Source organism: Methylocystis borbori (assembly GCF_036576025.1).
GTDB classification, from domain to species: Bacteria; Pseudomonadota; Alphaproteobacteria; order Rhizobiales; family Beijerinckiaceae; genus Methylocystis; species Methylocystis borbori.
Window position 1 is genome coordinate 1 of sequence record NZ_JAZHYN010000010.1, and the last position, 21,461, is coordinate 21,461.

General features: G+C 61.4%; 23 protein-coding genes and 1 tRNA gene. 13 read left to right on the top strand and 11 right to left on the bottom strand.

Annotated elements, in window-relative coordinates; all coding sequences use genetic code 11:
• The 6 genes from V3H18_RS04970 to V3H18_RS04995 all read left to right on the top strand — a co-directional run.
• Window positions 1-271 (top strand): hypothetical protein (locus V3H18_RS04970; protein ID WP_332080824.1); only part of this gene is annotated, 271 nt, incomplete at its 5' end.
• 243 nt (window positions 272-514) lie between these two features.
• The gene (locus V3H18_RS04975; protein ID WP_332080825.1) at window positions 515-1,927 is read left to right on the top strand and encodes a mannose-1-phosphate guanylyltransferase/mannose-6-phosphate isomerase; all 1,413 of its coding nucleotides are present in this window, start codon (window positions 515-517) and stop codon (window positions 1,925-1,927) included.
• A 218-nt stretch (window positions 1,928-2,145) separates the two neighbouring features.
• On the top strand, window positions 2,146-2,787 hold the full coding sequence (locus V3H18_RS04980) for a phosphoribosylanthranilate isomerase (protein WP_332080826.1): 642 nt from the start codon (window positions 2,146-2,148) through the stop codon (window positions 2,785-2,787).
• 234 nt (window positions 2,788-3,021) lie between these two features.
• Window positions 3,022-4,260: a tryptophan synthase subunit beta gene (gene trpB, locus V3H18_RS04985; RefSeq protein WP_332080828.1), complete on the top strand. Its 1,239-nt coding sequence runs from the start codon at window positions 3,022-3,024 to the stop codon at window positions 4,258-4,260.
• A 28-nt stretch (window positions 4,261-4,288) separates the two neighbouring features.
• Window positions 4,289-5,242 carry a DNA-methyltransferase gene (locus V3H18_RS04990; RefSeq protein ID WP_332080829.1) on the top strand — a complete coding sequence of 318 codons (954 nt, stop codon included), beginning with the start codon at window positions 4,289-4,291 and terminating at the stop codon, window positions 5,240-5,242.
• A complete protein-coding gene (locus tag V3H18_RS04995; RefSeq protein ID WP_332080832.1) occupies window positions 5,242-6,129 on the top strand; it encodes a hypothetical protein in 888 nt (295 codons plus the stop codon). The genes V3H18_RS04990 and V3H18_RS04995 overlap by 1 nt, the downstream gene beginning before the upstream one ends.
• On the opposite strand, the gene V3H18_RS05000 is transcribed toward V3H18_RS04995, so the two are convergent.
• The 3 genes from V3H18_RS05000 to V3H18_RS05010 all read right to left on the bottom strand — a co-directional run bounded on the left by V3H18_RS05000 (window position 6,126) and on the right by V3H18_RS05010 (window position 8,763).
• The gene (locus V3H18_RS05000; RefSeq protein WP_332080835.1) at window positions 6,126-7,088 is read right to left on the bottom strand and encodes a heparan-alpha-glucosaminide N-acetyltransferase; all 963 of its coding nucleotides are present in this window, start codon (window positions 7,086-7,088) and stop codon (window positions 6,126-6,128) included. The two genes, V3H18_RS04995 and V3H18_RS05000, sit on opposite strands and share 4 nt — an antisense overlap.
• Window positions 7,085-8,062, bottom strand: coding sequence for a hypothetical protein (locus V3H18_RS05005; RefSeq protein ID WP_332080836.1), 978 nt, complete (start codon window positions 8,060-8,062; stop codon window positions 7,085-7,087). Before V3H18_RS05005 ends, V3H18_RS05000 begins: the two co-directional genes overlap by 4 nt.
• 152 nt (window positions 8,063-8,214) lie before the next feature.
• Complete coding sequence (locus V3H18_RS05010; protein ID WP_332080837.1) at window positions 8,215-8,763, bottom strand: L,D-transpeptidase; 549 nt, start codon at window positions 8,761-8,763, stop codon at window positions 8,215-8,217.
• 151 nt (window positions 8,764-8,914) lie between these two features.
• Between V3H18_RS05010 and mepA the strand changes: the two genes are divergently transcribed.
• On the top strand, window positions 8,915-9,841 hold the full coding sequence (gene mepA, locus V3H18_RS05015; protein WP_332080838.1) for a penicillin-insensitive murein endopeptidase: 927 nt from the start codon (window positions 8,915-8,917) through the stop codon (window positions 9,839-9,841).
• Here mepA and msrA read toward each other — a convergent pair.
• Both msrA and V3H18_RS05025 read right to left on the bottom strand, forming a co-directional pair.
• On the bottom strand, window positions 9,838-10,494 hold the full coding sequence (msrA, locus tag V3H18_RS05020) for a peptide-methionine (S)-S-oxide reductase MsrA (protein WP_332080839.1): 657 nt from the start codon (window positions 10,492-10,494) through the stop codon (window positions 9,838-9,840). The two genes, mepA and msrA, sit on opposite strands and share 4 nt — an antisense overlap.
• A 94-nt stretch (window positions 10,495-10,588) precedes the next feature.
• Window positions 10,589-10,906: a hypothetical protein gene (locus tag V3H18_RS05025; RefSeq protein WP_332080840.1), complete on the bottom strand. Its 318-nt coding sequence runs from the start codon at window positions 10,904-10,906 to the stop codon at window positions 10,589-10,591.
• 176 nt (window positions 10,907-11,082) lie between these two features.
• Here V3H18_RS05025 and V3H18_RS05030 point away from each other — a divergent pair.
• Window positions 11,083-11,172 (top strand) — tRNA-Ser (locus V3H18_RS05030).
• Window positions 11,173-11,283: 111 nt separating this feature from the next.
• Here the strand turns inward: V3H18_RS05030 and V3H18_RS05035 are convergent.
• On the bottom strand, window positions 11,284-13,344 hold the full coding sequence (locus V3H18_RS05035) for an ATP-binding protein (protein WP_332080841.1): 2,061 nt from the start codon (window positions 13,342-13,344) through the stop codon (window positions 11,284-11,286).
• Between the two features lie 302 nt (window positions 13,345-13,646).
• On the opposite strand from V3H18_RS05035, the gene V3H18_RS05040 reads away from it, so the two are divergent.
• Together V3H18_RS05040 and V3H18_RS05045 are read left to right on the top strand one after the other, a co-directional pair.
• The gene (locus V3H18_RS05040; RefSeq protein ID WP_332080843.1) at window positions 13,647-13,988 is read left to right on the top strand and encodes a type II toxin-antitoxin system TacA family antitoxin; all 342 of its coding nucleotides are present in this window, start codon (window positions 13,647-13,649) and stop codon (window positions 13,986-13,988) included.
• Entirely contained in the window at window positions 13,976-14,506 is a 531-nt protein-coding gene (locus V3H18_RS05045; RefSeq protein ID WP_332080844.1) for a GNAT family N-acetyltransferase, read from the top strand. Before V3H18_RS05040 ends, V3H18_RS05045 begins: the two co-directional genes overlap by 13 nt.
• A 14-nt stretch (window positions 14,507-14,520) precedes the next feature.
• Here the strand turns inward: V3H18_RS05045 and V3H18_RS05050 are convergent, their stop codons facing one another.
• Together V3H18_RS05050 and V3H18_RS05055 are read right to left on the bottom strand one after the other, a co-directional pair.
• Window positions 14,521-15,315 (bottom strand): enoyl-CoA hydratase, encoded by a 795-nt coding sequence (locus tag V3H18_RS05050; RefSeq protein ID WP_332080845.1) that lies wholly within the window; start codon window positions 15,313-15,315, stop codon window positions 14,521-14,523.
• A gap of 32 nt (window positions 15,316-15,347) precedes the next feature.
• Window positions 15,348-15,809 carry an OsmC family protein gene (locus V3H18_RS05055; RefSeq protein ID WP_332080846.1) on the bottom strand — a complete coding sequence of 154 codons (462 nt, stop codon included), beginning with the start codon at window positions 15,807-15,809 and terminating at the stop codon, window positions 15,348-15,350.
• A gap of 169 nt (window positions 15,810-15,978) precedes the next feature.
• Between V3H18_RS05055 and V3H18_RS05060 the strand changes: the two genes are divergently transcribed.
• Window positions 15,979-16,317, top strand: a complete 339-nt coding sequence (locus tag V3H18_RS05060) for a (2Fe-2S) ferredoxin domain-containing protein (RefSeq protein ID WP_332080847.1) — start codon at window positions 15,979-15,981, stop codon at window positions 16,315-16,317.
• Between the two features lie 49 nt (window positions 16,318-16,366).
• On the opposite strand, the gene V3H18_RS05065 is transcribed toward V3H18_RS05060, so the two are convergent.
• The gene (locus V3H18_RS05065) at window positions 16,367-16,591 is read right to left on the bottom strand and encodes a hypothetical protein (protein ID WP_332080848.1); all 225 of its coding nucleotides are present in this window, start codon (window positions 16,589-16,591) and stop codon (window positions 16,367-16,369) included.
• 597 nt (window positions 16,592-17,188) lie between these two features.
• On the opposite strand from V3H18_RS05065, the gene V3H18_RS05070 reads away from it, so the two are divergent.
• Window positions 17,189-17,641: a hypothetical protein gene (locus V3H18_RS05070; protein ID WP_332080849.1), complete on the top strand. Its 453-nt coding sequence runs from the start codon at window positions 17,189-17,191 to the stop codon at window positions 17,639-17,641.
• 33 nt (window positions 17,642-17,674) lie between these two features.
• On the opposite strand, the gene V3H18_RS05075 is transcribed toward V3H18_RS05070, so the two are convergent.
• Window positions 17,675-18,718, bottom strand: a complete 1,044-nt coding sequence (locus tag V3H18_RS05075; protein WP_332080850.1) for an alpha/beta hydrolase — start codon at window positions 18,716-18,718, stop codon at window positions 17,675-17,677.
• Between the two features lie 181 nt (window positions 18,719-18,899).
• On the bottom strand, window positions 18,900-20,477 hold the full coding sequence (locus tag V3H18_RS05080; protein WP_332080851.1) for a 2-isopropylmalate synthase: 1,578 nt from the start codon (window positions 20,475-20,477) through the stop codon (window positions 18,900-18,902).
• Window positions 20,478-20,897: 420 nt separating this feature from the next.
• Here V3H18_RS05080 and V3H18_RS05085 point away from each other — a divergent pair, with 420 nt between their 5' ends.
• Window positions 20,898-21,419 (top strand): GNAT family N-acetyltransferase, encoded by a 522-nt coding sequence (locus tag V3H18_RS05085; RefSeq protein ID WP_332080853.1) that lies wholly within the window; start codon window positions 20,898-20,900, stop codon window positions 21,417-21,419.
• Window positions 21,420-21,461: the final 42 nt, after the last annotated feature.

Genomic DNA, 21,461 nt, shown 5'->3' on the forward strand with positions numbered 1-21,461 from the left:
GGCCCGCCCCGCCCCGCGCGCGGCGGATGGAGGAGAACAGCGCCCGCCGCGGCGCGACTATCGCCCGCGTCCGGAGGGCGACGGCAAGGAGCGGGCGCCCCGCGCGGGAGCCAAACCGCGTTTCGAAGGACGCCCGCCGCGCGATGACGCCCGCCAGGGCCGGCCAGGAGGCTTCGTCAAGGCCGAGCGGCGCGAAAAGCAGCCGGATCCCGATTCGCCCTTCGCCAAGCTCGCCGCTCTCAAGGCGGAGCTTGAGAAAAAGGGAAAATAAGCGCCGTTAAAGACAGGCGGCGTGAGGCTTCGCCTTCGTCTTGCCAACAGGCGGGCGGATAACCTATTGCTGGCCGGCGCGGCCTTGCGCCCGGAGCGAGATTCTTCCTGATGGAAACGCCGCGCGCTTCCGTCACGAACGCGATGCTCCTTCTGATTAAAGGCAGGGTGCGGGATTCACGTTGAAACGGGAATCGCATAGGATTCCGTTTCAAGCGATCCTGCTCTCATGCGAGAGGGTCTTATGACGAAAATTTTGCCCGTCATCATGTGCGGCGGTTCGGGGACGCGGGTTTGGCCCGAGTCGCGCGAGACCCTGCCCAAGCAATTCATTCCGCTTGTCGGGGAGCGCTCGACCTTTCAGACGACAATGACGATGCTCGCCGATCCCGCCTTCGAGCGGCCGATCGTCATCTCCAACTTCGACTATCGCTTCCTGATCGCCGACCAGTTGCGCGAGATCGGCGCCGAGGCGGACATCGTGCTGGAGCCTTCGCGTCGCGATTCCGGCCCGGCGGTCGCCGTCGCGGCGGGCATCGCCGCGCGGCGGGCTCCCGACACGGTGGTCGTGGTGCTCGCCGCCGATCATGTCGTGCGCGATCAAGCGGGACTCGTCGATCTGTGCAAGCGCGCGCGCGCGGCGGCGGCGCAAGGCTATATCGTGACGCTCGGCGTGAAGCCCGACGGCCCGGCGACGGGCTACGGCTATCTGCGCCCCGGCGCGGCGCTTCCCGCCTGCGACGACGTCTACAAGCTCGAGGCTTTCGTCGAAAAGCCCGACCGCGAGACGGCGCGGAAATATGTCGAGGCGGGCTATTTCTGGAACAGCGGCAATTTCATCTTCCGCGCCGATGTGATGCAGTCGGAAATCGCGCAATTCGAGCCCGGCATTTTCTCGGCCGCCGAGGCCGCGATCGAAGCCGCCAGCCGGGACCTCGGCTTCGTCCTTCTGAACGCGGAAGCTTTCGCTCATGCGCCGAAGAAATCCATCGACTACGCCGTGATGGAGAAAACCGACAAGGCGGCGCTCATTCCCGCCGACATCGGCTGGTCGGACGTCGGCACCTGGCGCGCGGTGTGGGAATTGTCGGACCGCGACGAATTGGGCAATTCCGTGCGCGGGCACGGCGTCGTGATGGATGCGCGCAATGTGCATGTGCGCTCCGAGGATACGCTGACGACGGTCGTCGGCGTCGACGACGTGATCGTGGTGACGACGCAGGACGCGGTGCTGGTCCTGAGCCATGAGCATGGCGACAGCGTCAAGCAGCTCGTCGATCAGTTGAAAAGCGAGAACCGGCGCGAGGCGGGCGAGCATAAGCGCATCTTCCGGCCCTGGGGCTATTATCAGGCGATCGACGAGGGCCAGCGCTATCAGGTGAAGCGCATCGTGGTGAAGCCCGGCCAGCGCCTCTCGCTGCAAAAGCATTTCCATCGCGCCGAGCATTGGATCGTGGTGCGCGGCACGGCCGAGGTCGGCCGCGACGAGCAAACCCATCTCGTGCATGAAAACGAGTCGATCTATCTGCCGATTGGCTGCCGGCACCGCCTCACTAACCCCGGCAAAATCGATCTGGAGCTCATCGAGGTGCAGACCGGCTCCTATCTCGGCGAGGACGACATCGTCCGCTTCGAGGATGCGTATAATCGGGGATGAGCGTCGGGCCTGCGACGAAGCATTCTGGCTAAACCTCCCAGCCCCTCACCTTAACCTCTCCCCGCAAGCGGGGAGAGGGCCGGCCAGCGTCTCGCCCTTGCGGCAGGCGATGGCATTCGCCAAGGATTCAGTTGAGGCGGCGGCGCCAGCCGCTTCTTCTCCCCGCTGGCGGGGAGAAGTGAGATGAGGGGCCGGGGGTCGTCGCGCAACGGTTCGATATGTCCGATCCCCTTGTCAAAATCTGCGGCCTGTCCACGCCCGAGACGCTTCGCGCCGCGATCGACGCCGGCGCGGATTTCGCCGGCTTCGTCTTCTTCGAGAAAAGCCCGCGCCATTTGGGCCTCGAGGCCGCCCGCAGGCTCGGGCCGATCGCGCAGGGGCGCATCCGCAAGGTCGCGCTGACCGTCGACGCCGACGACGCTGCGCTCGATGCGATCGTCGCCGCGCTCGCGCCCGACTATCTCCAGCTTCACGGGGCGGAGACGCCGGCAAGGGTCAAGGAAGTGAAAACGCGCTATGGCCTTCCCCTCATCAAGGCCATCGGCGTCGCCGCCCGGAACGATGTCGAAACGGCAGGGGATTACGAAGGCGTCGCCGACATCATCCTCTTCGACGCCAAGCCCGCGCCGGGCGCCGCCGTTCCCGGCGGCGCGGGCGTCTCCTTCGACTGGGATTTGCTGCGCGGCGTAACCGCGAAAGACTGGATGCTTTCCGGCGGCCTCGACTCCGAGAATGTCGCGGAAGCCATCCGCCGCTCGGGCGCGCGCGCCGTTGACGTGTCGTCGGGGGTCGAGCGCGAACGCGGCGTGAAGGACGCGGAAAAGATCGCGGCTTTTGTGAGCGCGACGCGGCTTTCATAGCGGCGGGCGAGGCGCTAATAGATATCCGAGCATAGAGGGCCTACGTCCCTTCTCCCGTCGCAAACCGGGTGTTCCCGGTTTGCGGATTCGACGCCGAAGTCGGCAACAGCCGACTTCGGTTTGGGAGAAGGCGTCGTCGCGAAGCGACGACGGATGAGGGCCCTCACCCGACCCTGCTTCGCAGGGCCACCCTCTCCCGCAGACGGGAGAGGGAAGCGCCCATGGAATACGCCAGTGAACAAGCCGCTTCCCAATTCCTTCCGCGCCGGTCCGGATGAAAACGGCCGCTTCGGCATATTCGGCGGACGTTTCGTCGCCGAGACGCTCATGCCGCTCGTGCTCGAACTCGAGCAGGCTTATGCGAGGGCGAAGGACGATCCGGCCTTTCACGAAGAGCTGCAGGGCCTGCACAAACATTATGTGGGGCGCCCGAGCCCGCTCTATTTCGCCGAGCGCATCACCGACTATGTCCGCGAGCGATCTGGCGAGGACAAAGGCGCCAAGGTCTATTTCAAGCGCGACGAGCTCAACCACACCGGCGCGCATAAGATCAACAATGTGCTGGGGCAGATCCTGCTCGCGCGGCGCATGGGCAAGAAGCGCATCATCGCCGAGACGGGCGCGGGCCAGCATGGCGTCGCCACCGCCACCGCCTGCGCGCGCTTCGGCCTCGACTGCGTCGTCTATATGGGCGCGGTCGACGTCGAACGGCAAAAGCCCAACGTCTTCCGCATGAAGATGCTGGGCGCCGAAGTCATTCCCGTGCAGTCCGGCGCCCGCACGCTCAAAGACGCGATGAATGAGGCGCTGCGCGACTGGGTGACGAATGTCGCCAACACCTTCTATTGCATCGGCACGGCGGCGGGGCCGCATCCCTATCCGGCGATGGTGCGCGACTTCCAGTCGATTATCGGCAATGAGACGCGCGTCCAGATGCAAGAGATGGAAGGGCGCTTGCCGGATTCGCTCGTCGCCTGCATCGGCGGCGGCTCCAACGCCATCGGTCTGTTCCATCCGTTTCTTGATGACGCGAGCGTCGAGATTTACGGCGTCGAAGCGGCGGGCCATGGCGTCGATGTGCCGAACGGCCATGCGGCCTCGCTCACCGGCGGGCGGCCGGGCGTGCTGCATGGCAACCGCACCTATCTCCTGATGGACGACGACGGCCAGATTCTCGAAGGCCATTCGATTTCGGCGGGGCTCGATTATCCAGGCATCGGCCCCGAACATTCATGGCTGCATGAAATCGGCCGCGTGACCTATCTGAACGCCACCGACAAGGAGGCGCTCGCCGCCTTTCAGCTCTGCTCGAAACTCGAGGGGATCATCCCGGCGCTCGAACCTTCGCACGCGCTCGCCAAAGTATTCGAACTCGCGGCGCAAAAGCCGCGCGATCATCTGATGGTGATGAATATGTGCGGCCGCGGCGACAAGGATATTTTCACCGTCGCCGAGCATCTCGGCGGGATGTGAGCATTAACCGCGCTGATAGGGGCTTACAATGACAGCTAAGGTCATTCGCTTACAGCGGAGTGAGGAAAGAAAAGGTAAAGTAGAGCATATTATCAATCTATTAAAAGAATATAGTCCTTCATATCAAACTAAACTTGGTGCCGCTTACTGCTACGACTCGCGGAGGATAATGTCTTCTCTGCCCGACGAGTGTGTTGACCTAGTAATAACGTCTCCGCCATACGCGTTAGAATTTCAAAAGGAATATGGAAATAAAAGTAAGGACCAATACGTAAATTGGTTTCTCACCTTTGCCGAACAAATCAAAAGGATATTGAAGCCTGGCGGGAGTTTTGTCCTCAATATTGGAGGAAGCTATCAGCCAGGTTCACCGACAAGATCACTTTATCATTTCAAATTACTAATAGCCCTGTGTGAAGAACTAAACTTTCACTTAGCTCAGGAATGTTTTTGGTATAATCCAGCAAAACTTCCTGCCCCTGCCGAATGGGTTAACGTGAGGAGGATGAGAGTCAAAGATTCAATAGAATATATCTGGTGGCTTTCCTCAACTCCATGGCCAAAGGCAGATAACAGGAACGTATTAACACCTTACAGCGATGATATGCTGAGATTAATTTCAAAAGGCTATAAAGCCAAGCAGCGTCCGAGTGGGCATAACATCACTCATAAATTCCAAAAAAATCTTGGAGGATCGATACCTTCAAATCTAGTTATAAGAGGTAATAATGAGAGTAACTCTGAATATATCAAGAATTCTAAGTTGCTTGGCCAAAAAGTTCATCCAGCTCGGTTTCCCGCCCAAATACCCGAATTTTTTATTAAACTTCTTACAGAAGAAAGCGATATAGTATTAGATCCTTTTGCAGGAAGCAACACGACCGGCGCGGTGAGTGAGAGCCTTAATAGGAAGTGGATTTCAGTCGAAATCGACCCTCTCTATACATCGAACTCGGCGTTGCGGTTTGGGAGGAGAATTTAATGGATGCCGAAGAAATCGCACAAAAATTAGCGAAGATATTCGGCACGAAGTCTTGGCCGGCACCCTATAAGAAGCAGACCGGCGACATTGGGTTATTAACAAACAAAATTACGAGCGTTACAATCGACGAGAGAGATATTCAGCGCGCCAAATTGATCTTGGGCTCCCTTCTCATCGGCGGCGCCGCAGAACAAGCATTTGAAAAAATTTATGCCGCGGAAATGCAAACCTCTGAGGTCGAACTGACTGATGACCGAGAGAGTCGATCCGATGCTGACTACATTCTTTTGAACGGCAGCAAGAGACAACTCTATCGCTTAAATATCAAACTCCATGGCTCTCTTTTTCGTTCGGCCCGAGAACAGGTTGGGCTGGACCCCGAAGACTGTTTTCCGCTCGCTACCTATAAAATATTTTCAGCCCTGCAAAAGCAGGACAAATATCATTTGCCGTTTTTATTTGTTGTGGTGACAGCGCCAGGCGTAGGTGCGGAGGCAATTGGAAGCAGCTTGGATGTACGCCTTATCAAAAGTCTTGCCATTGCCAAACATCTATTTAATGCGAGAAAAAGGGAAACAGAGGAGGATATCGTAAGATATGCTATTTTAAGTTCGCCGGAATTATTAAAATCTATCGAAAGTAAGCTTTCAACATCCGGATGGTATGTGTTTTCTGCCCGTCGCGCTGCGAATTTGATGGAAAAAAACCTATTCACAAGGGTTTTTGCGCTTCGTCAGCGAAATTTCAATAGAGCATTCAAGAATGCGGAGATCGACATGCATCTCTCATTCTCGCAGGACATGATGACATTGAAAGAGTTCCTGCAGAAAACCAAGGCCCACAGTCTGGCAGTCGTTGGTAGCTTGATTGAACGAGGGACGATTTAAGGTTTGGAATAGCGATCCACACACCGCTGCGCGATCTCGTCGAGCCGGCGTCCGCGTTCCTTTTCATCCGTGACGCCCTCGAGCGCTTTGCTGCGCACGGCTTCGAGCGCCGTGCAGAGGCAACCATCGTAGCAAATCTTTCGCTTGCCGCCGGCTTCGACGCAGCGCGCCTCGCAGGAGGCGACGAAATCCGCCGTATCAATCGGCGGCGGCGCGAGCGCGACCAGCGCCGTAAAGAGCGCGAAGAGCAGCGGCTGATGCGCGAGATAGATGATGAGGCTGTGCCGGCCGAGGAAGAACAGCCATCCTCTCTCCGCACTTGTGGCGACAAGGCGAGGGGCTTGGGGCAAAACGCCCTCGCCACCCGCGCCTGCCTTCTCCCCATGGGAGAGGATTGCGCGCCCCACGGCGACCCCAAGCAGCAGCGCCCCCGTCCAGGGAAAGAGCGGGCGCCAGTCCTGCGTCATCGGCTCGCTCGTCGATAGGCCCAGCCACTGAAGCCAATTCGAGTTGAAGGCGGGCGACGCGAAAAGCTCGGGGCCGGCGAGAAAAAAGACCGCCGCGACGAGCGCCAAGGGCCAGGGCGCGCGCAGGAAGGGAAGCGCAAGGAGGCTCGCCGCCGCGATGCAATGCAGAATGCCGAAGAACACATAGGCGCTCGGAAAGACGACATAGGTGCCGATCGTCACCAGCGCCGCCGCGCCCGCGACGATGGCGAAGCGCCGCCAGAAGGCCCGCCAGCGGATGCAATCGCGATGCGCCAGCGTCAGCGCGACGCCGGCGACGAAGAGAAAGGCGAAGGCGATCGAATGGCCGAAGAGGCGCATCGGCGCCGACCAGGGAAGAGTCGCCGGGGCGTAGCCGAAATAGGAAAGATCCCAGATCGAATGGAAGACGATCATGGCGACGACGGCGAGGCCGCGCGCCGCGTCCAGCGCCCCCCAGCGGCGCTGCGTCATCGCTGCGCCGCCGTCGACGCCCCCAGGAATTTGCTGAACACCATATCCGGCGCGGAAAGATTATGCCGCGACGGCGCGTGCCGGCCGACCCAGACTTCGCTGGCGCTCGCGCCGGGAAAACGGATCACCGGCTCCTCTTCCCAGCCCTTGCCGCGCCTGCCGCGCCAGGCGACGATCGCGGCGTCGCTCATCGTCTCCATGGCGTACATCGAGCGCAGCGCCGCGAAGGGCAGCCCGTTGGGCATGGCGTCGCTGAAGGAGACGTCGAGGGTCAGCCGATCCTGATCGATGGATTTAAGCTTCACCCGCGCCGAGCCGCCGCGCTTGAACTTCAAGACGAATGTGCGCGTCTCCGGCTCGAAGACGATTTCCTCCATGACGACGAGCGGACGCTCCTGCGTCTCCACCGGCCCCACCAGAAAGGAGGAGCCATAAGCCGTCCAGCGCATGTCCTCGAAGGGAAGCGGGCGCGCGCGCCAATAGCCGTCGGGCGGATAGAAGACCATGATCTCTTCGGCGCGCTCGCGATACCACATCCAGAACTGGATGAGATGAAGGCCCGTCTCCACTTTGTCGCCGACGCGCACCGGCACGTCGCCCGGCCGCCAGAAGGACGGGAACGTATAGCCGGTCAGCCAGAATTCCGGCGTCTCCCAGAAGGTGCGCCGCTTCGCCAGCGCGAAGGCCTTCGGGTCGTGCGAAATGTCGCAGCTCGACCAGTCCGGCGCCCAGCGGTCGGAGGCGATGGTGTTGATGTAAGACGGGTGCACCGCCTGGATCTGCATATGGCGCACCCGCGGCGAGGAGAAGTCGAGTTCGATATTGTCCTTCTCGGCGCAAAGCTCGGGCACCGATTTATTCTCGACGCGCACCTGCAGTTCATCGGCGTCGTTGGGCTGCGCCACGGCCGGGCCGGTCAGGGCGAACCCGCCCGCGCCCAGGAGAAAACGGCGGCGATCGAATAGCGTCGTCACGCGGAGGGTCCCTCTTGCTTTTTCAATTCTTATGGCGCGCCCCGGGCTTGCGTCGCAAGCCCGCTCATTTTCGGCGCGCCCCAAGGCGAAAACAAGGAGAGGGATCCGCGGCGAAAGGCGCCCGCCGCATGGTTCGTCCGCGTCTTTCGAGGTTAGAAGAAATCGCCGAAAGGCGAGAGCGGATCGGCCTGCCATTGACGCACGCCGTAATGGCCGCGCCGTTCGCCCGGTCCATAGGCGAGCGCATGGCCGCGCCTGCCGGCGCTGGCGTAGCGCGGGCTGGCGGGCGGCGAACCCGTGATCGAAATGCTGCCGCCTTCGTTCTGCACCATCTCGTAGAGCGCCGCGGCATGGCCGGGCGAGAGGCGCACGCAGCCATGCGACGCCGGGCGGCCGAGCATGCCGGTGGCGTAAGAGCCATGGATGGCGTAGCCGCCGCGAAAGAAGATCGAATGCGGCATGGGCGACATATGGTATTTGCGCGAGTAATGCATGCGCTGCAGCCCTGTCGGCGCGAAGGAGCCGCGCGGGGTGTAATAGCCTGACCGCGCCGTCGAAACGGGCCAGCTATAGCTTCCGCTCGACGACTCGACATGCATCGTCTGCGTCGACAGATTGATATGGATTCGGGCGGTGGCGTTGGCGGCGCCCGCCGAGGCCAGGAAGATCAACAAGATCGAAAGAATGAACGAAATACGCATAACCCTCTCCTTACGCAGAACGCGCGCATCTTTGGCGGACGGCATCATCGCGCGCGTCGGGTGCGCCGCCAAATTAAATGAAGCGGTAAGGTTGAGCGGCAAGCATGTTTCGTCCCCGCGAGCGGGGATTTTGCGATTCGGGACGCTCGGCATGAAGGAAAGAAAAGGACGCGCTTTTCGCGCCACGCTTTTCGCGCTCGCGGCGCTCGCCGCCGCTTCGCCCCTGAACGCGCAGGATAAGGGGTCGGTCGATCCCGAGCCCTTGCCGGCGCTCGCCCATCCCTCCGATCCGAGGACGCCGGCGAAGGAGCTGTTCGGCCGCGCCCATGAGGCGGCGGCGTTGAGCCCCAATCCGATCGGCTTTTATTCGCGCGGCTGCCTCGCGGGCGGCGAGGCGCTGCCGGTCAACGGCCCCAATTGGCAGGTCATGCGCCTCTCGCGCAACCGCTACTGGGGCCACCCCAATCTCGTCGCCTTCCTGAAGCGCTTCGCGCCGAAGGCGGCGCATGCATCGGGCTGGCCGGGCCTCCTCATCGGCGACATGTCGCAGCCGCGCGGCGGGCCGATGCTGACGGGTCACGCCTCGCATCAGATCGGGCTCGACGCCGACATTTGGCTGACGCCCATGCCAGGCCGGGAGCTGACGCGCGCCGAGCGCGAGGAAATGTCGGCGACCGACGTGGTGCGCGAAGACCTGCTCGACGTGCGTTCGGACCTCTGGAGCGAAGGACATCTCGCGGTCATCCGCGCGGCGGCGATGGATTCCGCCGTGCAGCGCATTTTCGTCAACGCCGCGATCAAACGAGCGCTCTGCCGCGCGGCGGCGGGCGAGAGCTGGATGCGCAAGGTGCGGCCCTATTGGGGCCACAGCTACCATTTCCACGTCCGGCTCTTCTGCCCCGACGGCTCGAACTGCAAGGATCAAGACCCGACGCCTTCAGGCGACGGCTGCGACGCCTCGCTCGCCTGGTGGTTCACCGAGGAGGCGCTGCATCCGCATAAATCGACGAAGAGCTGGCCGCCGATGACCATGGCGGCGCTGCCGCCGGCCTGCCAGGATGTGTTGAAAGCCCGCTAGCCGACCCGCGCGCCGGTTCCGACAGGGCAGGAGACGCCCGTGCCGCCAAGCCCGCAATAGCCGCCCGGATTCTTGGCGAGATATTGCTGGTGATAGTCCTCGGCGTAATAGAAAGGGCGCTCCCCGGCGATTTCCGTCGTGATCGGACCGAAGCCGGACGACGTCAATACGCGTTGATACGCATCTCGCGACGCCTCGGCGGCGGCAAGCTGCGCCGGGGTCGGGGCGTAGATCGCCGAGCGATATTGCGTGCCCACGTCATTGCCCTGGCGCATGCCCTGGGTCGGATCGTGGCTTTCCCAGAAGATGCGCAGCAGCTCCTCAAGGGGCGTCGCCGCCGGCTGATAGACGACGAGCACGACCTCGGCGTGGCCGGTGCGGCCGGAGCACACGTCGTCATAGGTCGGATTGCGGGTCACGCCGCCGGCGTAGCCCACCGCCGTGACATAGACGCCCTCGCCCGCCTGCCAGAATTTGCGCTCCGCGCCCCAGAAACAGCCCATGCCGAAGAGGATCTGCTCGCTGCCGAGCGGAAAGGGCGGATCGAGCGGCCGGCCGTTAACGAAATGCATCGCGCCATGCGCGACGACCCGCTCGCGGTCGGGGATGGGGCCGAGGAGCTTTGCGAGTCTTGATGTCTCGAAAGTCGCCATGGCGCGGCATATAGGGGGCGGCGCCCCGAAAAACCAGAGCGCTGATGGCTCAAAGACCCGCCGGCTCCGCGCAAAAAAGCGTCAGTCTCGAAAATTAGCGGCGGCCGTAGCCGACCGGGGCGCTTTCGCGATGGCTGACGAGGATGAGGAGCGCCCCGACGCCGCCAAGCGCGACACAGACGGGCGCGAGCATCAGCGTCGAGACGACCGGGTCCCAAAGAAAGGCGGAGAGATTTTCGACGCTCGCCTGGAACGACTGGAAAAGGGCGGGAAAGAGCGCCGAGGCGCCGCGCCGCAGCGTCGTCACCATCAACTGGCCGCCGGCGATGGAGCGCGTGCCGTCGACGATGAGGGCGATGAAGCCCCCGGCGAGCAGGAGGAGGCCGATGAAGCGGGTCAGGAGTCGCAGCATGGTCTTGCGGTTTTCGAAAAAAGGAGAGGCGAAGCGGGGGCAGAATAGGCGCCCGCCGCGCGCCTGTCCATGTAGCGGGGATTTGTAGCGGGGATTTGTGGCGCGATCTTTATGGGCGAAGAGTTTCGCGTCGCGATTGCGTTCCGGCCGCGCCTGCCTATATTGCGCGCTTCGCCGGAGGGGTGGCCGAGTGGTTGAAGGCGCACGCCTGGAAAGTGTGTATACGGGAAACCGTATCGCGGGTTCGAATCCCGCCCCCTCCGCCATTTGCCGCCGATTGCGCGCTATCCCCCATTAGTTATTATCTGGACCGCGCGGCTTCACATAAGAACATTTTTTGGCCCGCTGCTCGCCTCGACGAGGAGTATTGCCCCTGCCTAGTGGCTGTCTACGAGATTGAGCTTGTCAAAGAAACGCTGATTTCGCTTTATCGCGTCCGCAAGCATCTTTGTGTAATCGACTACTTCGTAATAGACCCTGTGGTTGGAATGGTACCCATAGAAGCCTTGTTTATCGGGAGTGATCGTTGCGCCGAAGTCCACGAGAATATTTTTCAGCCGGTCGGTCAGATCGGCGATGACGAAGATTGTGGCAGGTATTTCTGCGTTTGCGATAGGGATTTTGCGGCCCTTGTGCTTGTATTTTCCAGCCCGAATGGCGTTGATGACGCGCGTAGCTTGGAGAACGGGGTTCTCTGTTTCCTTGTAGGCGGTTCGGCCCGGCTGCTTGAATTCGATTACGACGATCGAATTGAGAGGGTGCCCTTTCCGGTTCTCGTCGCTGAAAATGACCTTTTCGTCGAAGATCATCGAATGCTCGTCAAGGGCAACGATGTCGCCACGCTGCTGGTCGTTGCAGTCGATGACGGGGATTACCTTGTTTTTCTTGTCGGAAGACACGAAAGAGTGGTAGGTCAGCCGCTCGTCGATTATCCAGAGATTTTGTTCACTCGACGGTATGTCCTCATTTGTGAATTGCATTGGGAAAACAAGGTCGTGAACGACTTTCTCAATCGGGAAGTTCTTTTTGTCGGGCGGCAGATTGATAGCACGCTCTAGGAAATCAAGGATGATTCGGCGATGTGCGACATACTGGGCAAGCGCTGAGACGCCGAGTTCATTGTACTCGTCGAGGAATTTCGTGAATTGCTTATGGTACTGCTGGTAATCGCTGATCTTGCCAGCCTCCTTGATGATACGTGTGCTTTCTTTTTTGAGTTCGGTCTCGCGAAGGAAAAGTTCTCTGTGGAGCGCTGTTTCGATCTCCTGGCGCTGGGGCATCGGTGTCAGCTTGTCGAGGAAGCGCTCAGGGTGCTTGAGGAGAATGCGGTACTGCGGCGCGTCGCGGTGGACGTATCGGCGGATCGCGTCGAGCTTCGCGCTATTGATTGACTCGATCACGTTGGCGAGGTCGTCCTGCACGAACGCGAGCGCCTTGCTGCGAATGTCGGCCTTCGGGATGAGCTGATCATGCCCTGGAAGCGGCAATTCGAGCTCAGCATCATCAGGATTTCCGAATTCGAAATCGGTGCGGTTCGTGTTGACGTGTTCGCTGAGGTAGAGGCTTTGAACGATTCCGAGATAGAAAAATGACTTGCCTTCGTCGTCGATAAGACGGCCGGCCAAGTTTGGCACGTGGTCTGCGAGCTTATCACTCAGAACGGAGCGCTGGTCGGCAGCATAAACAAGCTTGTGCTTCGTCGCGCGTGAACTCGGCAGGCGAAAACCATGCAGGGTGAACTCGTGGTCGTTGATCAGGAAGGTGTGTGCTGATGCCGCAGCCTTGAAGTCCTTCTCAAATATAGTGTTAAGGTCGTGCTTTTGACCGAGATCAATGAGAGTGAGCGAGGGGCAATCCTTCTCGAGAAAAACGAGAATGAAATGCTCGACAAGCTTCTGGATGAACTGCTCGGTTTGCCGTGGGCATTGGTCTGCGTACTGGGGCTTCAAGGCTACTAGTTCGACGGTGGTACCCGTGTGCCCCTGTATTGCCGTCTTGGGAAGCCCCCGCTCATCGTCAGAATCGTAGTTTACGTCGAATGTGAACGACCGGGTGTGGAAGCCTCCCTTGTCTTTGAAGGTGCTTTGAACCTTGGCGAGATCGAACGCTTTAAGCCACGTGAAGCGCCCGAGTCCTTTACCTCCACGATTGAGCTTATGTGGAGAGAAGGCGGTGTTGAACGAATCCCAGTTGTCGTCGTCGAGGCCAATCCCATTGTCAGTGATCCTGAATCCGCTGATCGGAGGAGTGTCGATGTTGAGCATGTCAGGGCGCCGCGCGACTTCGATCGTTACGCGTCCCGGAATGTCAAATGGGAGATTCGCTTCTTTGATCGCCTGAAAAGAGTTCATGACCGCTTCGAAGAGCGGCAAGAGGGGACGCCACGCGAGGACCGTCGTCTGTCGGACTTGGTTCTCGATGTTGACCTTGATCGACATGGCTCAGCCGTGCGCCCACAAACAGAGTACGTATGATATTAGAACATTAAGAGAACGCAACCATAGGGATACACGACGGTTTTGTATCGCTCTTCAACTGGTCGGGCTAGTCGATACTCAAAGCAGTTCAACGAGCTTGATTTGAGCGACTTGGATTTTGAAAGTTCGTATCTTGACCATTAGCATTTACATTATCGAGTCGCCGAGGGTTCCCACACTATTGCTGGCATTTGCCGCTGCGTGGAAACCTCGGCCTTCTTCTCGTATTGACGTTGTGGATACAAAGGCGCATATTTAGGCGCATGTCGAAAGGCCGTTCCTCCACCTCGAAAAGTCCTGAAGCAACGACCGTCGCCGTCGCGGCGCGTTCGTCGGCCGCCGAGACGAAGGGCAGCATCAACCTGCGTATCGAGGCGCATACGCGCGGGCTCATCGATGATGCGGCGGCGATCCTCGGCAAGACGCGCACCGAATTCATGATCGAAAGCGCCCGGCGGCAGGCGATCGACGTGCTGCTCGACCAAAGGCTCTTTACGCTCGATGCCGAGCGATACGGCGCGTTCCTGCAGGCGCTCGACAACCCGCCCGCGCCGGGACCGAAACTGCGGTCATTGCTGCGCCGAGTTCCGGCATGGCGGAAGTAAAAGGCGAGCCGGAGCAACCCGCGCCTCTACTGTCGGCTCCCGTTCCCCTCACCGCCGATCACGACCTATCGGCCTTCGACTGCGGCGAGCCGGCGCTAAATGATTGGCTGCGCCACCGCGCCCTGAGGAACGAAAGCCGTTTTTCGCGCACTTATGTCGTCTGCGAGGGGAGCCGGGTCGTCGCTTATTTCTGCATTTCCGCCGGCGCGGTGGAGCGCGCGGCGGCGCCGGGCAAGATAAGGCGCAACGCTCCTGACGCGATCCCCGTTTCCGTGATCGGGCGGCTAGCGGTCAGTGGCGATTATGCCGGCAAGGGGCTTGGAGCCGACATGCTTTCGGACGCCCTGCGCCGTATCGCCGTCGCCTCGCAGAGTATCGGCATAGGAGCGGTGCTCGTTCACGCCAAGGATGACGCCGCGAAGCGGTTTTATATGAAATGCGCCGAGTTCATCGAATATCCCGCCGACAGCCGAACCCTGTTTCTCCCTATCGAAACCGTCATCGCAGCCTTCGGCTAGCGAGAGCGGGCTCGTCACGCCCGCCAGACCGGCTTGCGCTTCTGCAGGAAGGCGTCGATCCCTTCGCCGGCGTCCGCCTCCATCATATTGCAGGCCATGACCTCGCTCGCGAAGGCATAGGCGTCGGGCAGCGGCATTTGCCGCTGCCGGTAGAACATCGCCTTGCCGTGACGGATGGCGGCGGGGCTCTTCGCGGCGATTTGCGCGACGAACTCCGCAACCGCTTCGTCCAGCGCCGCGTCGGCGACGGCCCGATTGATAAGGCCCCAGTCCTGCGCGGTCGCGGCGTCGATGAAGCGTCCGGTCGCCAGCATTTCGAAGGCGCGTTTCGCCGATATGTTGCGCGTGAGCGCGACGGCGGGCGTCGAGCAGAACAGTCCCACGTCGATGCCGGAAACCGCGAAGCGCGCCGAGGCGGCGGCGACGGCGAGATCGCAGCTCGCGACGAGCTGGCATCCCGCCGCCGTCGCGACGCCCTGCACGCGCGCGATGACGGGGACGGGCAGCGCCGCAATGCTCTGCATCACCGCGCCGCAACGCGCGAAGAGCTGCTGGAAATAGGCCTTTTCCGATTGCGCCCGCATCTCACGCAGATCATGGCCGGCGCAAAAGGCCTTGCCGGACGCCGCCAGCACGACGCAGCGGACGTCCGCCTGCTTCGCGATCGCGTCCAATTCGCTCTGCAAGGCGCCAAGAAGCGCCTCGGAGAGCGCGTTGAACTGCCGCGGACGATTGAGCCGCAGCGTGACGCAGCCATCTCTCTCCTCGCGCAGGAGAACCGGCTCGCTCGCTTCCGCATGCGTGTTCATGGCGTTCTTGTCCCTGCGGCGAGCGAGTCGCCTCAACCGTCGACGGGCTGTTTTGCGACGACGACCTCCGCCTTGATCGAATTGGCGATGAAGCAGTTCTTATGGGCAAGCGCGTGAATGCGGGCGAGCGCCGCTTCGTCCGGGACCTTGTCGCCGCTAAAGCGGACGATCGGATTGAGTTCGATCCGAGTCATCGCGGTCCGGCCGTCCGCGCCTTTCTCCAAATAGCCCGCCGGCTGGTCGTCATATTCTTCGACGCAATAGCCCTGAACCTGGGCGATCGCGAGAAAGAAGAGCATGTGGCAGCTCGCAAGCGAACTGACGAGCAGCTGCTCGGGGTCGGCGCAGGCCGGATCGCCCTTGAACTCGGCCGAGGCGGAGACATTGACCGTTTGCCCGCCGTTCAGCTGGACAATGTAATTGCGAGAATAGGCCTCCGGCTCCGCCGGATGGGGAGCATGGCGCCAATGGATGGCCGCGCTGTGCCGGGACATCGAGTTTTCCTTCCTCCTTCGAGCGGAGCCAACCGACCCCCCGAAGCGGAAGCCGTCGTTCGGCGGGCCCTTTTTTGCATGACGCCCCGGCGTTGGCGACTTCGGATCACGGCGTCATCGTGTCGCTGCCCGTCCCGAGGCCGCTTCAGACAAGACTCGCCGGGGATCGATGGAAGAGCCGCTCGACATATTCGGACGCCCAGCGCAGGAGCGGCGGCTTCTCGTCTGCACGGGCCCGTGCTGCGACGGAGCCGGGCGGGCGTCGGCGCAACTTGCGGCCCTGCGGCGGCTTCTGGTCCAGCGCGGATTGAATGAGGAGAGCGTCGGCCCCGCGTCCTGCGTGCGCCGGTCCTGTCTTGGCAAATGCTCGGGCGAGCCGCTCGCGCATGTTCTGCCCGACGATATTTGGTATCGCGATCTGACGAGCGAAAACCTGCTGCGCATTTACGAGCAGCATGTCTTGAATCAGCAGCCTGTCGCCGAGCTTGTGCTCGCGGAGGACGGCTGAAAGACCGCGAAAAGCTGACGCCATCGGGCGATCGACGAAAGGACGCCCCTCACGGCTTGGGAGCAGTCCGGTAAAATTTAGCCGCTTCCTTACGGATTTTGCCGAGTTGCTTCTCGATCTGCTGCAATTGCGCCTCGAGGTCGTCGAGCGTCGCGCAGTTCTGGATCACGAGCGGCAGGCCCGTGAGCGGCGATTCCCCCACGGGATTGAGGACGATGCGCATCATCGCGCGCGCCTCGCCCTCGGGAATTTCGAACTCCATGTCGAGTTTCAACCGCGCCTCCTGGGCCGTCCCGTTCGCATATTGCGATGCGAGGCAAGTTGCGGTCCATGCGTCGTGCGCAGCGCCCGACTCAAGACCCGGCGAATCGCGCGCAGCGCGGCGTCGGGCGCTATCGGGCGTCGGCGCTAGGTCCATGGCGGTTGCGGCGACTTGGCGAAGACGCTTCGCCTGCGAGTTTGACCTTGGCTTATTTAAGAAGTTTTCGTATATGCGGCCGCCGCGCCCGATCGGCATTAATCAATCGACAATATTAAGAGCGCATGTTGCGGCAAAGGTCTGAAACGCAACGCTATTCAGCGCAGCATAGCCTCCGCATTGCGAATAGGTTAAAATCGGGCCAAAATCGGGCTTGAGGCTAGCCAAGAGCAAGTTCCAAAGTCGCGAGACTTTGCGGTCGGAACCGGCTCCGGCTCAATGGTTTGGCGCGATTTCATATTGATCCGGCGTTCGTCCGGATCGGAAAGCGCGCTAGGGGCGTGTTCATGAGCGACGCATTCATGAACAGGCGCCAGCTTATTGAATTGACGCATTTTCTCAGGCCGGGCCCGCGTCCGCGCCAGGGAAAATGCTCCAGGCGAGAAAGATGCGATGAGCCTAGAGAAGGACGAGAATATTCTGACGGCCAGGGATGTGGCCGTTTTGATTGTCGCCGTCGCGGCCCCCTTTATGCTCGCGAGATATTATAAGAACGCCGAATATTGGGCCGACACTTCCGAGGCCGTCTATTCCGCGCTGGAGCGCGAAGCGGAAGAGTTGAACGCCACGCTTCCCGAAATGGTCAGCGAAGGCGTCCTTTTAGACAAGGCCACCGCCGGGCCGGGCAATTCGTTCAACTACGCCTATACGATCGTCGACGACGACGCCGCGCGCGGCATGACGGAAAATCCGAGCAAGCTCGACGATTTGAGAAAGCAATTGCATGAGCGCGTCTGCATGGGCATGCCGGATCTGCGCGCCAATGGCACGATCGTCAGATATTCGCTCAAGGACGGGAAGGGCGCGACGATCGCCGACGTTTCGATCAATCCCGGAGACTGCTGAGGCTTTAGTCCTTCCGCTAATCCAGATGGGGCGTTATTTCGCCGCCAGCGCCGACGGCAGAAATTTGGCGATCGCCGCATAGGCCGCTTCGCTCTCCTTGAGCACGCCGGGAAAGAAATAGAAGCCATGCGGCATGGCTTCCGCGACGACATGCGTCGCCTGGCGCCCCGCTTCCCGCAATTTCTGTGCAAAGGCGCGATTGTCGTCGATGAGCGGATCGGCGGTTCCGGTGATAATGAGCGTCGGCGGATAGTCTTTTAGATCGGCGAAGATCGGGCTCGCATAGGGCGCGCGCCAGTCTTCGCCCTTCATCAGATAGGCACCGCGCACATAGCCCATGAAAGCCATGTCGATGACGAGGCCCGACGGCGCGAGACGCTCGAAGGACGCGAAGCGTTCATAGTGAAAATCCGTGATCGGACAGAAGAGTAGGGCCGCCTGAAGCGGCGCGCCCTCGTCGCTTGCGCGGATTGGCAGAACGGCCGCGAGATTCCCGCCCGAAGAATCGCCGGCGGCGACGATTCGCGCGGTGTCGCCGCCGATTTCATGGCCCTTTTCGCGCATCCAGCGCAGCACGGCCATGCAATCGTCGAGGGCGGCGGGGAAGGGCCATTCCGGCGCCAGCCGATAGTTCACGCTGACGACGATCACGTCGTTCTCCGCCGCGATGCGGGTCGTAATATAGGCGGTGTCTTCCGAGCGTCCGACGACGAAGCCGCCGCCGTGAACGTAAAGCATCATCGGCCGCAGCGTCTTGCCTGGAGGCGGCGCGAAACATTGGCAGCGGATGGGTCCGGCGTCGGATGGAATGGCGAGCGTCGAGACCGCGATCTGCGGATAAAGCTCGGCCGCGCTCTTTGGCAGTTCGGCCGGATCGATCGTGACGCCCTCGCCTCTGTAGCAGGCGCGCACGGGCGCGATCATCATGTCGCGCATCGCGAGCGGCGCGCGCAATTTTGCGAGCAGCTGGTAGAAGGACGCCGCCGGGTCCAGCGGATCGATCCTGGAGACGCCAGGCCCGTCGGCGCGTTCGTCGACGAATGGCAAAGGGGCTCCTCCTGCGTGGTCATTCGTCATGAAAGCTTTCCCCGCCCCCATATCGCGCGTCGAGAACGACATTCGCGCCATTCAACAGAAGTCATGTGACGCCGCGCCGCAAGCGCATTCAAGGATGAAGGGAAAAGGAAAAGCATGATCGCGGGCTGCGCAATCATGCTTTGCTTCGTTGAACGGCGGTTCCAGTCTTCCGAAGGAAACTCTATCCCGCCTGCATGGCTTCCGGCTTGCCGCGGCTGCGCTTCGCCATCAGCTTGTTGAGCGCCGAGACATAGGCGCGCGCGGCGGCGACGAGCGTGTCGGGATCGGCGCCGCGGCCCGTGACCGACTTGCCGTCTTCGGAAAGGCGCACGGAGACTTCCGCCTGCGCGTCGGTGCCTTCCGTCACCGCATGGACCTGGAAGAGCTCCAGCGTCGCCTCATGCGGCGCGAGCGCCTTGATGGCGTTGAAGATCGCGTCGACAGGGCCGTTGCCGGTCGCCTGATGCGTCGCCTTCTCGCCGTCGATGTCGAGCGTCAGCGCCGCCGACTGCGGCCCATGCGTTCCCGCCATCACCATCAGGGCCTCGACCTTGATGCGGTCATGGGCGTTGACGATCTCGTCGTCGACGAGCGCGATCAGATCCTCGTCATAGACGAACTTCTTGCGGTCGGCCAAATCCTTGAAGCGATTGAAGGCGTCCTGCAGCGCGTTCTCGCCGAGATCATAGCCCAGTTCCTTCAGCTTTTCGCGAAAGGCGTGGCGGCCGGAATGTTTCCCCATGACAAGCGAGGTCTTGGAGACTCCGACGCTTTCGGGCGTCATGATCTCGTAAGTATGCGCGTTCTTGAGCATGCCGTCCTGATGGATGCCGCTCTCATGCGCGAAGGCGTTCCGGCCGATGATCGCCTTATTATATTGCACCGGAAAGGAGGTGACGGCGGAGACGAGCTTCGACGCGCGCGTTAAGAGCTTCGCGTCGATGTTGGTGTAGTAAGGCAATGCGTCGCCGCGCGTCTTCATCGCCATCACGACTTCTTCGAGCGCGGCGTTGCCGGCGCGCTCCCCGATGCCGTTGATGGTGCATTCGATCTGCCGCGCGCCGCCGCGCACGCCCGCCAGCGAATTGGCCACCGCCATGCCGAGATCGTCGTGGCAATGGACGGAGAAGATCGCCTTGTCGGAATTGGGCACGCGCTCGCGCACCGTGCGGAAGAGCTGCTCATATTCCGCCGGCGTGATGTAGCCGACGGTGTCGGGAATATTGATCGTCGTCGCGCCGGCGTTGATGGCGCTCTCGACGCAGCGACAGAGGAAATCGATCTCCGTGCGCGTGCCGTCCTCGGCCGACCATTCGACGTCTTCGACGTGATTGCGCGCGCGCGTCACCGAGGCGGCGATCATCTCCAGCACGCGCTCAGGCTCCATCTGGAGCTTGTATTTCATATGCACGGGCGAGGTGGAGATGAAGGTGTGGATGCGCGGGCGTTTCGCTTCCCTCAGCGCCTCGGCGCAACGGTCGATGTCCTTCTCCGACGCGCGGGCGAGGCCGGCGACGGAAGCGTTCTTCACCCGCCGCGCGACTTCGGCGACGCTTTCGAAATCGCCGGGGCTGGCGATGGGGAAGCCCGCCTCGATGATGTCGACGCCCAATTGGTCGAGGATATCGGCGACTTCGAGCTTTTCTTCCAGCGTCATGGAGGCGCCGGGCGATTGCTCGCCGTCGCGCAGGGTCGTGTCAAAAATCAGAACGCGCTCGTCATTATGCGCGACGGCGCTTTTGTCGGTTGGGTGGCTCATGTGAAATCCTGCTCTGTCGGGCCCGCTTCGGGGCGTCTGTCGCGATGTGTGTGACATGCTCCCCTGAAAGCCTGGGCGTGAGCCCGTCGGGCGCTCAGGGGCGACTAAGAAGCAGCAGGCCGAGAAGCGGCAGGCGGGGACGCGCGACCGCCTGCGCCCGCAAGGGCGTCGCAAGAAGATTCGCGAAGGCGGCGACGTATGGCGTTAATCTCGTCCCGTTCCGGCGCCGTTTCATGGCGCCTGCGAAAGGATACGCAAGATCGGCCCGTCCCGCAAGCTTTCCGTCGCCCGTTTGCGCGCGCCCCTGAAAATTCAAGCCCCGCCTCATCTTGCCGCACGGTTTTACGCGTTTGAGAATTTTTGCTTTCGGAGCGCTTCTAGCTCTTGCCGAAGCGAACCGATGGGACCTAACATCCCCTTATGGTCAAAACCGCCTTCTCGATCCGACATGCGCGTCCGGGGGACGCGGAGGAGATCGCGCGCGTCCATGACGCCTCGTGGCGCGACGCCTATCGCGGCGTCATTCCGGGCGCCGAGCTCGAGCGGATGATCGCCCGCCGCGGCCCGACGTGGTGGCATTCCGCCATCGTGCGCGGCACCGGCCTGCTCGTCATCGACTTCGACGACAAGATCGTCGGCTATTCGACCTATGGGCGAAACCGCGTGCCCTCCATGCCCTATTCCGGCGAAATCTTTGAGCTTTACCTCAATCCGGAACATCAGGGGCTGGGCTTCGGACGAAGGCTCTTCAACGCCGCGCGGCAGGAACTCGCCGAGCACGGCTATATTTCGACCATCGTCTGGGCGCTCGCCGACAATGATAAGGCGCTCTCCTTCTATCGCCGGCTCGGCGGCCAGACGATCCGTCGCGCCGAGGAGCGCTTCGGCGCCGACATGCTGACCCGCGTCGCCTTCGGCTTCGTCTCCGCGCCCGTGCGCTAATGCATGTCCCGGAAAAGTGCGAAGCGGTTTTCCGCTAAGGAC